This is a genomic window from Streptosporangium oxazolinicum (assembly GCF_039537505.1).
Taxonomy (GTDB): domain Bacteria; phylum Actinomycetota; class Actinomycetes; order Streptosporangiales; family Streptosporangiaceae; genus Streptosporangium; species Streptosporangium oxazolinicum.
The window spans coordinates 254242-268649 of record NZ_BAABAQ010000009.1; the positions used below are offsets into that span (position 1 = coordinate 254242).

General features: G+C 75.5%; 6 protein-coding genes. All 6 read left to right on the forward strand.

The features are described from left to right. Window positions 1–91 precede the first annotated feature (91 nt). The 6 genes from ABD817_RS24200 (at window position 92) to ABD817_RS24225 (ending at window position 14249) form a co-directional block, all read left to right on the forward strand. Window positions 92–952, forward strand: a complete 861-nt coding sequence (locus ABD817_RS24200) for a DUF4132 domain-containing protein (RefSeq protein WP_344920388.1) — start codon at window positions 92–94, stop codon at window positions 950–952. Next, window positions 949–5988 carry a DNA-binding protein gene (locus ABD817_RS24205; RefSeq protein ID WP_344920389.1) on the forward strand — a complete coding sequence of 1680 codons (5040 nt, stop codon included), beginning with the start codon at window positions 949–951 and terminating at the stop codon, window positions 5986–5988. The genes ABD817_RS24200 and ABD817_RS24205 overlap by 4 nt, the downstream gene beginning before the upstream one ends. A gap of 372 nt (window positions 5989–6360) precedes the next feature. Further along, window positions 6361–7560 carry an ATP-binding protein gene (locus tag ABD817_RS24210; protein WP_344920390.1) on the forward strand — a complete coding sequence of 400 codons (1200 nt, stop codon included), beginning with the start codon at window positions 6361–6363 and terminating at the stop codon, window positions 7558–7560. Window positions 7561–7817: 257 nt separating this feature from the next. After that, window positions 7818–11510, forward strand: coding sequence for a vWA domain-containing protein (locus ABD817_RS24215; RefSeq protein WP_344920391.1), 3693 nt, complete (start codon window positions 7818–7820; stop codon window positions 11508–11510). Next, window positions 11507–13735 (forward strand): hypothetical protein, encoded by a 2229-nt coding sequence (locus ABD817_RS24220; protein ID WP_344920392.1) that lies wholly within the window; start codon window positions 11507–11509, stop codon window positions 13733–13735. Before ABD817_RS24215 ends, ABD817_RS24220 begins: the two co-directional genes overlap by 4 nt. Window positions 13736–13820: 85 nt before the next feature. Further along, window positions 13821–14249 carry a nitroreductase family deazaflavin-dependent oxidoreductase gene (locus ABD817_RS24225; RefSeq protein WP_344920393.1) on the forward strand — a complete coding sequence of 143 codons (429 nt, stop codon included), beginning with the start codon at window positions 13821–13823 and terminating at the stop codon, window positions 14247–14249. Window positions 14250–14408 lie beyond the last annotated feature (159 nt).

Here is a 14408-nt window from a genome sequence, read left to right on the forward strand (position 1 = left end):
TCCGGGGCGTTAACGTTCCGCGCATCACGGTCGCGGGTGACGAAATCCCCGTGGGCGTCGGCAATCCTTCCATGGTGAAAGGCAGGACCCTTTGGGCTGGCTGGCGGCGGGAGACGGGTACGAGGTCGCTCTGGTGGAGGGCCGGGTGGCGGCGAGGGCCACCGCGGGCCGGGCGGCGGGACGGCGGCTGAAGTCGCTGCCCAAACAGGTGCGCGAGCATCCCGAGGTCGAGCGGCTGCGCCGCCTGGCCGAGTGGCTCGACCGGCACGAGGCCGCCTGCGTGGCACGGGTGGACGCCTGGATGGTGTCGTCCCTGCCCGTCCCCACCGGGCTGGTGGCCCGGCTGTGGCCGGACGAGGCGTGGCGGTCGGTGCTGTGCGACCTCGTGGTGGTCGGCGACGACGAGGCGGGCCTCCTGCGGGACGTCACCGCCTCCGGCGAGCTGCGGACGGTGAACCTGGACGGCGAGACCGTCCGGATGTCCCCGGAGACCGTGACGCTGCCCCACCCGGTGCTGCTCCCCGACCTGGACGACCTGAGGGAGTTCGCCGCGGAGCTGGGCGTGACCCAGCGCGTCGAGCAGATCCACCGGGCGACCTGGGCCAGGCCCGCCGACCTCGCGGAGAAGGCCACCGAGGTGACGGAGTTCGCCGGGGGGAGGTTCGCCTCCCGGTTCGGCCTCGCCGCCCGCGCGACCTCGCTCGGCTACCGCGTGTCGGGCGGCTACGCCACCTGCGCGGTGCGCGACGCCGGGCGGAGCGCCGAGGCGTCGGTGTGGATCGGAGAACCCTACTGGGACGGCGACACCGAGACCGGAAGCCTGACCTGGCACGACCGTGATGGCAGGCGGCTCCCCCTGCGGGAGGTCGGCCCGGTGGCCTGGTCCGAGGGAATGCGCATGGCCGCGGCGCTGTACGCCGGCCGCAACGTCGAGGAGGGAACGAACCCGTGAGCGACGCCACGTCGTCAGTGAGCACTCCCACGGCCGGGACGCACGAGCCGTCCGGGCGGCGGGGCGGCACCGAGATCCCCGAGCCGCGGGAGGCGGCGCGCGTCGCCGAGGCGCGGGAGCTGCTGGAGGCCGGGGCGGTCCTTCCGCCGGGCACGGACGGCGGTGAGCGGGCGGTGCCGCTGACCGCGCGCGCCTACCGGCACCCCGGCCTGGAGGACCGGGTGGTGGTGCGCCTGGTCGCCGAGGAACTGGGCGCCGCGGAGGACGCCGCGGCGGGTTTCCTCGGGCTGGAGCCGGACGGCGAACCGGCCGTCGTCGGGGTGGGCCTGCGGCGCTCGCTCGGGTTCCCCGAGTGGGTGCTCGTGCATCATCCCGAGGACGGCCACCACGCGCTCGCCCTGGTGCCGGAGCTGGACCGCGCGGGCCGGCAGGCGAAGTCCAAGCCGAAGGCCGCCCTCGACGCCTACCAGCGGCTCGCCACCCAGCTGGCCGGGTCCGTCCCGCACTTCCTGCCGACGTTCCTCGAACAGGCGGGCCGGGTGTTCCTCGCGGTGGAGAACACCACCTACGCGTCACAGATGTTCGTCCAGGCGCGCAAGGCCGAGACCGAGCACGGCCTGCCCGTCGACGAGGACCGGCTCGACGCGGTGTTCCTGGAGTTCGCGCTCGCCGGAGCCCTGCCGGTGAAGGCGCTGTCCGTGTACGCCAAGGAGCTGGCGGGCCGGGTGCCGGCGGACGAGGCGCTGCGCAGGATCCACCGGCTGTGCGTGCGCCGCACGGCGGGCGGGCTGTCGCCGTCCGCGCAGATGGCCGTCGAGCTGCGCCGCCTGGCCAGGGCCGCCGGGCGTGACGCGGACATCGAGGAGCAGTCGTACCTGGTGGACCTGCTCGCCCTGCCCGCCACCTCCGGGGCGCCGCTGGGCTGGTGGAAGGCGCACCGCCCGGCCCTGGCGAACCTCGCCCGGCGAGAGCCCGCCTTCCGCGGGACACTGCTGAACACGATGCCCGCCAACGGCGACAACGACATGCCCGTCCTCTGGCTGGAGGTGCTGGAGGAGTCGGGCGCCACCGTGGGCCTGGGGGAGGGCCTGGGAGAGGCCGAGGTGCCCGAGCACGAACGCCCCGCCGACGGCACGGCGGGCTGGTTCGAGCGCTTCCTGGCCATCTGGAGGCCCGGCTGGCAGGGAACGCCGGGGCCGCCCGGCCTGTACGCCCTGGTCGAGCGGGTGGCGGGACGGCTGCGCGCCGAGCTCGCCGCGACGGGCGGGACCGTTCCGTTCGTGCCCGACCCCGACCTGGTCGACCTCCTGCTGTCGCTGGAGATACCTGTCGCCGATCCGGACGACGACGCGCGCCTGCTGCTGAAGCTCTGGGCGCGCGCGAAGGAGGGACGCGACCTGCTCGCGCTGGAGGCCGACCCCCGGTTCCGGCCCGCGTTCCACCGCGCCGCCGATGCGTTCGACGACGACAGCGAAGGGATCCGGGCCGTACGCCGCCTGGCGGCCTCGCCCGGCGGCCGGACGATGCTGGCGGAGTGGGTGGGCGCGGTCGCCCGGCGCTCGGCCGCCACCGGCCTGCCGCAGCTGCCCGACGCCCTCAGGCGGCTGACCTGGCTGCCCGGCGAGGCGTTGGTCCTCGCCGAGAAAGAGGTCACCGAGGCGGTGCGAGCCGACCTCGCCGCCGAGCTCGCCAGGACGCTGCGCGGCGGGCTCCTCGACGAGCTGGGCTGGCCGGCCTGGGAGGAGGCGGTCGCCGACCTCGTCGACCCGAAGAAGCTGGACGAGATCGAGACCGCCGACGCCTGGCCGAACCTGATCGTCTCCGGCCCCTCCCGGGCCAGGGTCATCGGCCTGGAGGGAACCGTGCTCGTCCACGACCTGCGCCCCGCGCCGGACGACGTCTGGAGCGACCCCGACTTCCAGCACGTCGACGGCGAGCTGCTCGTCTACTGGGGCACCCACGGTGACGGGCTGCGCGGATACTGGCACTCCTCCGCCGGGAGGATCCTCTCGCTGCAGGGGGAGATCAGCTGGTGGCGGACGGGCAGCGGCACGGTCACCCTGCCGCTGCCCGGCGGCGGGCGGGCCACGGGCGCCGGGGTGCTGCACCCGGGCGACACCGCGGTGCCCCGCAGGTGCACCCTGATCGGTGACGGGACCTCGTACTGGATCTGGGACGGCGAGGCCGACGGCTGGCGCGAGCACGACCCGGTCACCATGACGGAGGGCAGGCTGAGCATGCCCGGGTTCCTCGCCGACGCGCTGCGCTCGGCACCGCCGGGCAGCACCTTCCGGGACGGCTGGGTGCTGCCCGCCTTCTCCGGTGAGGTCACTCCGGTTGGCGTCCCGGTGGACGGCCTGCTCGGCTGGCGGGTGGTCGAGCTGCCCGACGGGTCGCTGCGCGGTGAGGACCTCGCCGGGCGCGCCGTCACCCTGCGCGGCGGCCCGGACGGGCACGGCCGGCCGTCGCGGGCGGTGACCTTCCCCGGCGACGACCGGCCGCGCGCCGTCGTCAAGGGCTACCGCGACGTCAAGCTCGTCGACCCGGAGGGCGTCGTCGTCGCGACGGCCTCGCTGGGGGACGGGCCCGGAGTCTTCGCCGAGGGCACCGCCCTGCTGCCGCCGCTTCGCTACTGGCACCACATGCGACCCCGTGACCTGGAGGGCTCGTCGGCCCTGCGCCGGATCGACGGGGAGACGGCTGCGGCCCTGCTGAAGGCCGCGAGTTCCGTCGGGTCCGCCGAGTCCGCCGATCAACGGCAATACGGACAGCCGGGGCAGCTGGGCCAGCCGGGCCAGCCTCCGCGGTCGCCGCGAGAGGAGCTGCGCGACCTGGTCCGCGCCCTGCTGCCGCAGGTCACCCATGACGCGCTGGTCGCCGGGATCGCCGGGGCGGTGGCGTTCGCCGCGACCCAGCGGGCCACGTTGGACGCGGCGGCGGACAGGCTCGCCGCCGCCCTCGCGGGCGAGCGGGAGGAGAAAGAGCCGGAAAGCCCCTCCGACGGGTTGCTCGCCGACGCGCTCAACGGCTTCGGCGTGACCCACTACTGGGGGCGCAGGGAGACGTCCCACGGCATCTTCCAGCATCTCCGGACGATCGGCCGCGAAAGGCTGACGCCCTCCGGCCAGACCGTCCGCGTCCACGTGGACGGACCGCCGCTCGCCTTCATCCCCATGGAGTGGGAGCCGCTGCTCGACCGGTCGGCCGCCCTCGCCTACCGGGCGGCGTCGGCGTCCGATCCCGGACAGGCGGGCGCGCTGCGCGAGCTGCTCTCCGAGTTCGAGACGCTCGGGCTGGCCTCCTCGGCGGAACCGTCCTCCTGGCGCCGCCTCGTCCTGCACCTCGACGACACCTGGATCGACAACGTGCGGAGCAGGCGTCCCGATGGCGGCTGGCGCAACGTGCTCCCGCTGGCGGACGGCGCCCTCATCGCGTTCCTGAGCTTCGGCTCCGACAGCGGCGGCGGCTACCGCTTCACCGCGCTCTTCCACGACCCGGCGGGCCGCTTCGACGTGCCCCACCCCTACACCGTGCGGTCCTCGGGACCGGTCGGCGAGGCCAGGCACGCGGGCTGGCTCGGGGAGTTCCTCACCGAGTTCGCCGGACGCGGCCCCATACCCTGGCGGCCGGAGAGCGCGGAGGAGTTCGCACGGCTCACCGGGGTGACCGAGACGACGGCCCGGCTGGTCGTCGCCGGGCTGCCGAACGTGGACACCTACGATCGCGGCTTCCTGCCCGGCGACCTGCGGGCGACCCTCGGGGTGAAGGCGACCGACGCCGCCGTGGCCAAGGACGAGCTGCGCGGGATGGACGCCGACGTACGGCGGGAGGTCGTCGGCGCGCTGCTGCCCGAGCGCCCGGCCGACCTGTGGACCGAAGGGCCGGACGTCGCCGCCGCCGCACGCGTGTGGAGCGCCCGGGTGGGACGGCGGGCCGCCGTCCCCGAATGGCTCGTCGGGGAGGCGACCCGCGCGATGCGTACCTCGTGGGAGCCGAGCCGGGCGCTGCCCGCCCTGCTCGACCCGGCCTCGGCGCCGGCGCTCAGCACGGACCTGCACTGGCAGGTGAGGGGCGACCGCGTCGCCCCTGCCGACGGCGGCGACACCGGATTCACCCATTCCACGCTGCTCTCCGCGGTCACGCTGACCGCGTGGCTGGCCCACCGGCTGCCCTCCGGTGATCCCATACGGGCCGCGCTGCCGGCGGTGCTGGCCGCGATCAGGGAACGGCTGGCCCATCCCGACCTGCTGCTCGATCTGGGTGACTACGTCAACCTTCCCGAATTCCGCAAGGTCGCCGGAGCTCCCACCGAGGTCGCCGAGGGCTGGGAGCGCTACGGTGCCGTGATCATGGCCACCCATGACGACCGGCCCGCGCCGGGTCTGCGCGTCGCCCTGCTCGACGCGTCGGGGAGCGACCCCTACCTGCCGGCCCTGCGCGCCCTGAACGGTCACCCGGAGCGGCCCTTCCCCGCCGAGCTGGCGCTGCGCACCGCCCGCGATCCGCGTTTCGAGGCGCTCCTCGCCGACCCCGGAGACCCCGTGGCGGGGGAGCGCGCGGCCGACGGCACCTGGTGGCCGCAGGACCCCTCCCGCTCCGTGCCCGCGCTGCTCTCCCAGGTCGCGGGGGAGCACGGGCTGGGCCAGGACGCCGCGGCACTCTACCTGGCGCTGCTCGCGATGCCGGATCCCACCGACAAGAACGTCACCCGGTGGACCGGCTGGAAGCCCGCCCGGTTCAAGGCGGCCCGCGCCGAGCTGGCCGCCACCGACCTGGTGGTCGAGGCGAGCCGTACCCGTGCGGGACGCTCGCTCTTCCTGCCGGGAGGCTGGGCCGAACTCAAGGCTCCGAACGTCCCGCTCGAACGATGGAAGTTCCCCCTGCTCGACCTGGTCAGTGGGGAGAGCCCGGTGCTCGGGGTGCTCGTGCCCGCCGAGCCCGCCGCCGACCTCTACGCCAGGGCGTGGCAGCGGGTCCGCGACGGCGACGTTCCCCGCTTCGAGGAGCTCCGCGTACGGCGCGGCAGGCGCCGCTGACGCGGGCGCCCTCCTCCCACGGACGCTGTCTTCCCACGTGTGCTCTCCTCTCGCGGGTACGGACCTTCTTCTCGCAGGTGCGGACCTCGCGGGGGGCGTACCCGTGGGGGGCGGACCACGCGGGTGCGTAGCTCGCAGGCGCGGATTCCGCGGGTGCGGACCTCGCACGGCGGACCGCGCGGACGAACCGTACGCGCTGATTTCCGTGGGCACGGGTCGCTCCAGTGGGAAACACCCGCTTCCACCGGTTTCGCCGCCTGCACTGTTTTAACCGTTTTCACCGTTTTCGCTAGACCTGATCGGCCGGGGCGCGGGCTCGTCGCCCAGTCCCGGCCGGATCGGGCATTCCCCCCGGACAAAAGGATCTCCCCGATGACCATGACCGAACCGGTGGCCTCCGCCGCCCTTCCCAACCGGCGGACGCTGCCGGCCGAGGAACAGCACGCCACCGAACTCGCCTTCCTCGCCGCCCACGACGACGGCCCCCGCCCGCCCGGCTGGGCGCTGACCCCGCGCGCGGTCGTCACCTTCGTCTGCGGCAGCGGGGGCGAGACCCTCGAACTGCCCAGATCCCGGCAGGCGAAGGACCGCGACGGCGGCGACGGCGCCACTGTGCCGCCCGCCCGGCTCGCCATCACCCCCAAGTTCGTCGGTGAGCGCTCCCTGGTGGAACGCTGCGTGGTCACCCTCGCGGGCGAGCGCGGCCTGCTGCTGGTCGGCGAGCCGGGCACCGCCAAGTCGATGCTCTCCGAGCTCCTCGCCGCCGCCGTCTGCGGCACGAGCGCGCTCACCGTGCAGGGCACCGCCGGTACCACCGAGGACGCCTTCCGCTACGGCTGGAACTACGCCCTGCTCCTCGCCCAGGGGCCGAGCCGCCAGGCGCTGGTCGACTCCCCGGTGCTGGCCGCCATGCGGGCCGGGCGGGTCGTCCGGATCGAGGAGATCACCCGCTGCCTGCCCGAGGTGCAGGACGCCCTGGTGTCGATCCTGTCCGACCGGCGCCTCAGCGTGCCCGAGCTCGCGGGCACGCCCGACGCCCTGACGACGGCCACCCCCGGTTTCACCGTGATCGCCACGGCCAACCTGCGCGACCGGGGCGTCTCGGAGATGTCGGCGGCGCTCAAGCGCCGGTTCAACTTCGAGACCGTCGTCCCCATCGCCGACCCCGTCGCCGAGGCCGCCCTGGTGCGCGGCCAGGCCACCGCCGTGGTGCGACGTGCCGGTGCCGCCTTCGGCGTCGACGACGTCGTGCTGGACGCGCTGGTCACCGTGTTCCGTGACCTCCGCTCCGGCCGCTCGGCCGAGGGCTGGGACGTGGAGCGCCCGGGAACCGTGATGTCCACGGCCGAGGCGGTGCAGGTGGCGGCCTCCCTCGGGGTGGCGGCGGCCTACCTGCCCGGCGGGGACGTCCTCGACCTGGTACCCGGTCACCTGCTCGGCGTGGTCCGTAAGGACGACCCGGCCGACCACGCGCGGCTGCTCGGCTACTGGGACGGCCCGGTGCGACGCCGCGCCGAGGACGGCTCCGCGATGTGGCGCCGCCTCTGGGACCTGCGGGAGAACCTGCGTTGACGAGCGAACGACAGGCGAGCACTCCCGATGCGGACACCCAAGACGACGTCCGGGTGACGGCCGGGCACGGGGCCGGTCGAGGCGGTGGTGTCCGGGTGAGAGGCGAGCATGGGGCCGGTGGGTCCGGTGGTTCTGGTGGGGACGGTCGAGACGGTGGTGCCCGGGTGAGGGGCGGGCATGGGTCCGGTGGCTCCGATGGGGATGGTCGAGACGGCGACGTCCGGGTGACGGCCGATCGTGGTCCCGATCTTCCTGACGTGGACGCTCACGGCGAGGGCGCCGGTGCCGATCCGCGAGGTGCGGTGGAGGCGCTCGCCGAGACGGGTGGTGACGGGCGGCCCTACCTGCTCGGCGTACGCCACCACAGCCCCGCGCTGGCGGCGGTCGTCCCGGCCCTGCTCGACGCCGCCGGGGCCGAGGTGGTCTGTGTCGAGCTGCCCGCCGACTTCCAGCCGTGGCTGGTCCACCTGGCGGATCCGGCGACCCTCGCGCCGGTCGCCCTCGCCGGTACGGGCGGGGACGGGCGGCTCGGCTTCTACCCCTTCGCCGACTTCTCGCCCGAGCTGGCCGCCATCCGCTGGGCGCGCGAACGCGGGGCCGAGGTGCTCTGCTGCGACCTCCCGCTCTCCGCCCCCGCCTGGTCGGAGGGCGATCCGGTGAGGTCCGGCGCGGTGACACCGCCGTCCAGGACCTTCGCCGACGGCCTCGCCGCCTCCGCCACGGGCAGGGACGGGGACGACATGTGGGATCGCGCCGTCGAGGTGCTCGCCCCCGGCTGCCCGCCCGAGGCGGTACGCCGCGCGGCGCTGGGCGTGGGCTGGGCGCTGCGGCGGGACGCGGAGAACTCGGGGGGAGTGTCGTCCGGCGACCTGGCCCGCGAGGCGCACATGCGCGAGGTTCTCGCCGGGGCGGCCACCGGCGGCCGGAGGGTGGCCGCGGTGATCGGCGCCTTCCACGCTCCCGCCCTGGTCACCCGCGATCCGGCCACCGCCACCCCGGCCCGTTCCGCCTCCGGTCAGGCCACCCCGGGTCAGGCGCCCTCCGGTGCGGGCACCCCGGCGCACGGCACGGGCACCCCCGCCGCGCCGGCCGCCGGAGGCCCCTCGCCCGCCACGTCACTCGTCCCGTACGCCTTCGACCTGCTCGACTCCAGGTCCGGTTACCCGGCGGGCATCCGTGACCCGCGCTGGCAGCAGGCGGTCCTCGTCGCGGGCGGCGATCCCGGGAGGATCAGGGACGCCGCCGCCCGTACGATCACCGAGGTCTGCCGTGAGCTGCGCGCCGCCGGGCACACGGCGGGCACCGGCGAGGCCGTGGAGACGCTGCGGCTCGCCTGCGACCTGGCCCGGCTGCGCGGGCTGCCCGCACCGGGGCGCGGCGAGCTGCTCGAGGCGGTGACGACCGTGCTCGGCCAGGGCGAACCCCTGGGTCGCGGCCGGGCGCTCGCCCGCGCCCTGGAGACGGTCCTCGTCGGCACCGAGCGCGGCAGGACCGCTCCGGGCACCCCCCGCTCCGGGCTGGGTCCGGCGGTCGAGACCGAACTGGCGGAGCTGCGGCTGCCGCACCCCGGCGATCCCGGCTCCCGCGAGGTCCGCCTCGACCCGCTCCGTTCGGACCTGGACCGCCGCCGCGAGATCCTGCTGCAACGCCTGCTGGTGTGCGGCACCGGCTATGGCAGGCCGACCGAGGTGGCGGGTACGGGTGACGGGACGGCCCTCACCACCCGGTGGCTGCTCTCGTGGACGCCCTCGGCCGCCGCGCTGCTGGACCTGGCGGGCGTACGGGGCGTCACCTCGGCCCTGGCCGCCGAGGGGACGCTGCGCGAGACCTTCCGCAGGCAGTCCGCGGAGGGCGGCCCCACCTGCGAGCTGATCCTCGCGGGACTGCGCGCCGCGGCCGCCTGCGACCTGCGGGACCTGGTCGCCGACCGCATCGAGGACGCCGCCTCGACACTTCCCGTCAGCGCGGGACCGCCCGACCTGCTCCAGGCCCTCGACCTGCTGGAGGCGCTGCGCCGCGAGCACCTTCCCGGCACCACGCCGCGGAGCCGGGAACGGGCGGCGGAGCTGGCGGGCACCCTGCTGGAGGCGGCCGTACGGTCACTGCCCGGCCTGGCCGGCAGCGATCGGCCCGAGGACGCCGCCGCCCTGATCGCGCTCGTCACCCGCTCCGCCGAGCACCGGCTCGGCCTGAGCCTCGACGACGCGCTGGACACCCTCGCGCGTACCGGCTCCCCGCTCATCCAGGGGGCCGCGCTCGCGGCGCGCGTCCTGCTCGACATGGACGCGCCGGACACCCTCGGGGCCCGAGCCGCCGGATGGGTCGACACCGCCACGGGGCCGGAGGGGCGCCACCGCCTGTCCCGCCTGCTCACCGGCCTGCTGGTCGCCGCGGGCCCGCTCCTGCAGTCGGCCTCGGCGGCCCTCGACCCGCTGCTCGACCGCGTCGACGGCCTCACCGACCAGGGTTTCCTCGACCGGCTTCCCGCGCTGCGCGGCGGCTTCGACACCCTCGCCCCGGCGGCGCGCGACCGGCTGCTGCGGGCCGTGACCGACCGCCTCGGCGACCGTATCGACCTGGCGCTGAGCGCCCCGCCCGAGCTCCTGGCGCTCTGGACCGCCGCGGACGCCGCCGGGCTGGCCGCCCTGACCGCCCTGCGGCTGCCCGTGCCCGGCCTCTCCCTCCCGCCGGACGGGGCCGAGCCACCCGTCCGGGGCCGGGCGGGCGAGGCCGCCGGGGAACCGGAGTCGCCGGGGGAGACGAGCGGGGGCGAGCCGGAGCCTCAGGAGACCGTGCCGGGAGGGGAGGAGGCCGTCCCACGGAGGCTCGCCCCGGCCGACCGGTGGCGCCTGCTCCTCGGAAGGGAGACCGAGCGGCTGCCTCCCGGAGCCAGACGCTACGCGCACGCCCTGGACGAGCTGTACGGGACGGGCCGGGGAGAGGGAGCGGGCGACTTCGGGCCCGGATCGGGTACCGGCGGCGACGGCGGCGGGCAGGGGGCCTCCTTCCCCTCCGCCCGCGAGTGGGCCGAGGAGCTCGACGCCCTGTTCGGGGCGGAGGTGCGCGAGGAGGTGCTGGCCAGCGCGGCCGGTGCCGGGCGGACCGACGTGCTGTCCGAACTCGACCCCGACTCGGTACGCCCGTCGATCGACCTGCTGACCTCCGTCCTGTCCCTGGCGGGCGGGCTGCCCGAGCAGCGGCTCTCCCGGCTGAGGCCGCTGGTGCGCCGCCTGGTCGCCGAGCTGGCCAAGGAGCTCGCCACCCGGATGCGTCCCGCGCTGACCGGCCTGGCGACGCCGCGTCCCACCCGCCGCCCCGGAGGACGGCTCAACCTGCCCGCCACCCTCAGGGGCAACCTGGCGCACACGCGCCGGACCGGCGACGGCAGGCTCCTCGTCGTGCCGGAACGACCGGTCTTCACCACCCGGGTACGCGACGAGGCCGACTGGCGGCTGATCTTCGTGGTCGACGTGTCGGGCTCGATGGAGGCGTCGGTGATCTGGTCCGCGCTGACAGCGGCGGTTTTGGGAGGCGTTCCCACGCTCTCCACCCACTTCCTCGCCTTCTCCACCGGCGTGATCGACCTGACGGACCGGGTCGCCGACCCGCTGTCCCTGCTGCTCGACGTGCGGGTCGGCGGCGGTACGCACATCGCCGCCGGGCTCGCCCACGCGCGCTCCCTGGTCACCGTGCCGAGTCGCACGCTCGTCGTGGTGGTCAGCGACTTCGAGGAGGGCTACCCGCTCGGAGGGCTTCTCGGCGAGGTCCGCTCCCTCGTCTCCTCCGGCGTGCACCTGCTGGGCTGCGCCGCCCTGGACGACGCCGGAGCCCCGAGATATTCGGTGCCCGTCGCCCAGCAGCTCGTCGCGGCCGGCATGCCCGTCGCCGCACTCAGCCCGCTTGCCCTCGCCCGCTGGGTGGGCGACCGTCTCCGAGGAGAAAACCGTTGAACCCCCCAGCCTCCGCCGCCTCCCCGGCAGGGCACCTGCCGCCGGTGGAGCCGCACGTGGTCGCCTCGGCCGTGGAGGACCTCACACCCCGGCTGCGCAAGAAACTCGACGCGGCGATCGAGCGGTGCGCCGGGCTCCCGATCACCGCCGACGGTCAGAACATCTCCGTCAGCTGGGGGGAAGACGCGACGGTCACCCTCGCGCCGGGACCGTCGGGCACGATCGCCGACCCCGGCGCGGCCCGGTGCGGTTGCCTGCTCGCACCCCGCTGCCTGCACCGCGCGGCCGTCCTCAGCGCCTGCCCGGTCGCGGACCCCGCCCCGCAGATGCCTCCGGACCCGCTCGCGGACACGGATCTCGCGGACACGGGGCCGGGCTCGCGTGCGGGCTCGGATACGACCGTGGACCCGGGCGCGGTCCTCGTCCCGGTCTCCGGCGGGGAAGCGACCCCGGTCACGGAGACGGGTGCCTCCCCGGCCCCCGGCCCCGGTTCCGGCCCTGGTCCCGTCCTGGCCTCCGGGTCCGCCTCGGACTCGAACCCCGCCCCGCTCCCCGGGCCCAACGCCGGGCAGGTGGCCGCCGCGACCGGGTTGTGGGACGCCGCCGCCGGGGTTCTCGCGGGCGGGGTGCCCGGTGCCGGAGCGGTGCCCCAGGCCGAGCTGCTCCGCGCGGCCCACACGGCCCGGGTGGCGGGCCTGCACCGGGCCGAGGCCGCGGCCCTCCGCGTCGTCCGCGAACTGCGGGCCGCTCGCGCGCGCCATGACGACCACCGTCTCGCCGACCTGGTCTCCGCGCTCCGGGAACTCCTGCTGACCGCGAGCAGGCTCGCGGCGGCCGACCCCGATCCCGCCCTGGTGGGAACCGCGCGCCGCGCCTACCGGCAGGGCGAGGGACTGAGGGTGTACGGGGTCTGCAGGGAACCGGTGATCAGCGCCACCGGCTACGGCGGAGTGGTCACCCACCTCGTCGCCGAGGACGGCAGCCGGTTCTCCGTCGCCGACGTCAGGCCCGGGGGATCGGCCCGCGCCCTGGGCGCCGCCACCGCCACGGTCGCCGTCGGAGCCGCGGCCGTCAACCACGCCCAGCTGGCGCGGGGAGGACTGCTGATCTCCGGCGCGACGATCTCCCCGGACGGACGTCTCGGCGCGGGACGCGGCGTGCGGGCCAATCCCGTCGCGGGACTGTCCTGGTCGGAGGGGCCGCTGGCCGCCCTGTTCGCCCAGCCGCTCGCCTCGGCGGCCGACGCGACGTTCTCCGGGGCCGGGGCCTGGTGGAGCGATCCGCAGGACGGCGGGGAAGCGGGACAGCCGCTGGTCGGATGCGACCTGGTGATCGTCGGCGCCGAGGGGGACCGGCTGCTCGCCCGCGAGCTACCACCGTCCACGGAAGAGGATCGCGGAGGATCGGGCCACGGTGAGCCGAGCCGTGGATCGGGCCGTGGTGAGCCGGATCGCAGTGAGTCGGATCGCGGTGAGCTGGACCGCGTCGGATCGGATCCGCTCCCCGTGTCACCCGAGCCTTCCGGTGCCGTCCCTCTTTCCGAACCGGCTCCGCCCGACCCGGTGGCGGGACGGGCGGGGGGACCACTGATCCGGCTCGTACCGGCCGACTCCCACCCCGAGCTGGCCCATGTCGACAACCTGCGGCGACTCGCGTCCAGACCGGGACTGCGGGTACGGGTGATCGGCCGGTTGGACCCCGGCAGGGCCGCCACCCTGCGCCCGCTCGCGGTCGGGCCGGTTCCAGGCGCCGGGCCCACCCTGCGCCTGCCCGCCGAGTGGCTGGACCGCGCCGACCTCGGGTACGACCGCCTGCAGGGTTCCCACCTCCCGTCCCGCGACGACTGCCCGCCCTGGCAAGAGCATGCCGAGGCCGACGCGGACCCCGTGGCGAGCTCGCCCCTGTGGCGGGCGCGCCGCCTCGTCGAGCTGGCCGTCTCCGGAGGGCGGCGGGCGGTCGCCGAGTCCGCTCGCGGCGCTGACTCCCTCGCCCAGCGGGCCCCGCTCCGCCGCGCGGGCTTCGAGACCTCCGCGACCCTCGTCGCCGCGCTCACCGAGGAGGCCGACCGCCGCACCCGCGATGTGTTCGGCCGCCTGATCGACTCCGGCGGCGACCGGTACGCCTGGGCGTGGCTCGCCGCGGCGGTCCACCTCACGGCCACCGAACGGGCGCTCGTCCAGGCGTCCTGGCACGACGGCCACACCCGGTGCGATTCCAGGGAGTGAGGGAGCGAGAAGGCCGATGCCGGATCGGCGCGCGACCGGAGGAGCGGATCAAGGAGTGTCACCGTGGGCCGATAGCGTGATCGGCATGAGTGATGAGATCACCGATTCCCCCACCGACTGGGTCTCCAAGCACCTTCGCAAGTACGTCGAGTCGAACGGCGCGGAGGGCCACCTCTACTACGGCAGGCCCACCCTGTTGCTGACCACCGTCGGCCGCAGGTCCGGGCTGAGGCGGCGGACCCCGCTCATCTACGGTCGCGACGGCGACTCCTACGTGGTCGTCGCCTCCAACGGCGGGGCCGACGACCACCCGCTGTGGTACCACAACGTGCTGGCCCTGCCGCGGGTCGAGGTGCAGGTGCGGGCCGAGGTGTTCACCGCCGTCGCGCGGACCGCGACGGCGGGGGAGAAGCCCGCCCTGTGGGAGCAGATGGTGGGGATCCACGGTGAGTACGCCGGTTACCAGCGCAAGACGGCACGCGACATCCCGGTGGTGATCCTCACCCGTTCCTGAGGTCCTGGCCCGGTGTGCGCCCAACCGGGCGGCCCCGGCGCGGTCCGCGTCCGGGGTTGTGGTCCGTGGCGGCGGGCCGGGCTAGAACCTCATGCCGATCATGCCGATCATGCCGAGGGTGGGAGGGACGGCCGCCGACCGGCCGTGAAAAGCCTGGTC

Coding starts and splice junctions, on each gene's coding strand:
- ABD817_RS24210 (WP_344920390.1), top strand. CDS start 6,361: ATGACCATGACCGAACCGGTGGCCTCCGCCGCCCTTCCCAACCGGCGG.
- ABD817_RS24225 (WP_344920393.1), top strand. CDS start 13,821: ATGAGTGATGAGATCACCGATTCCCCCACCGACTGGGTCTCCAAGCAC.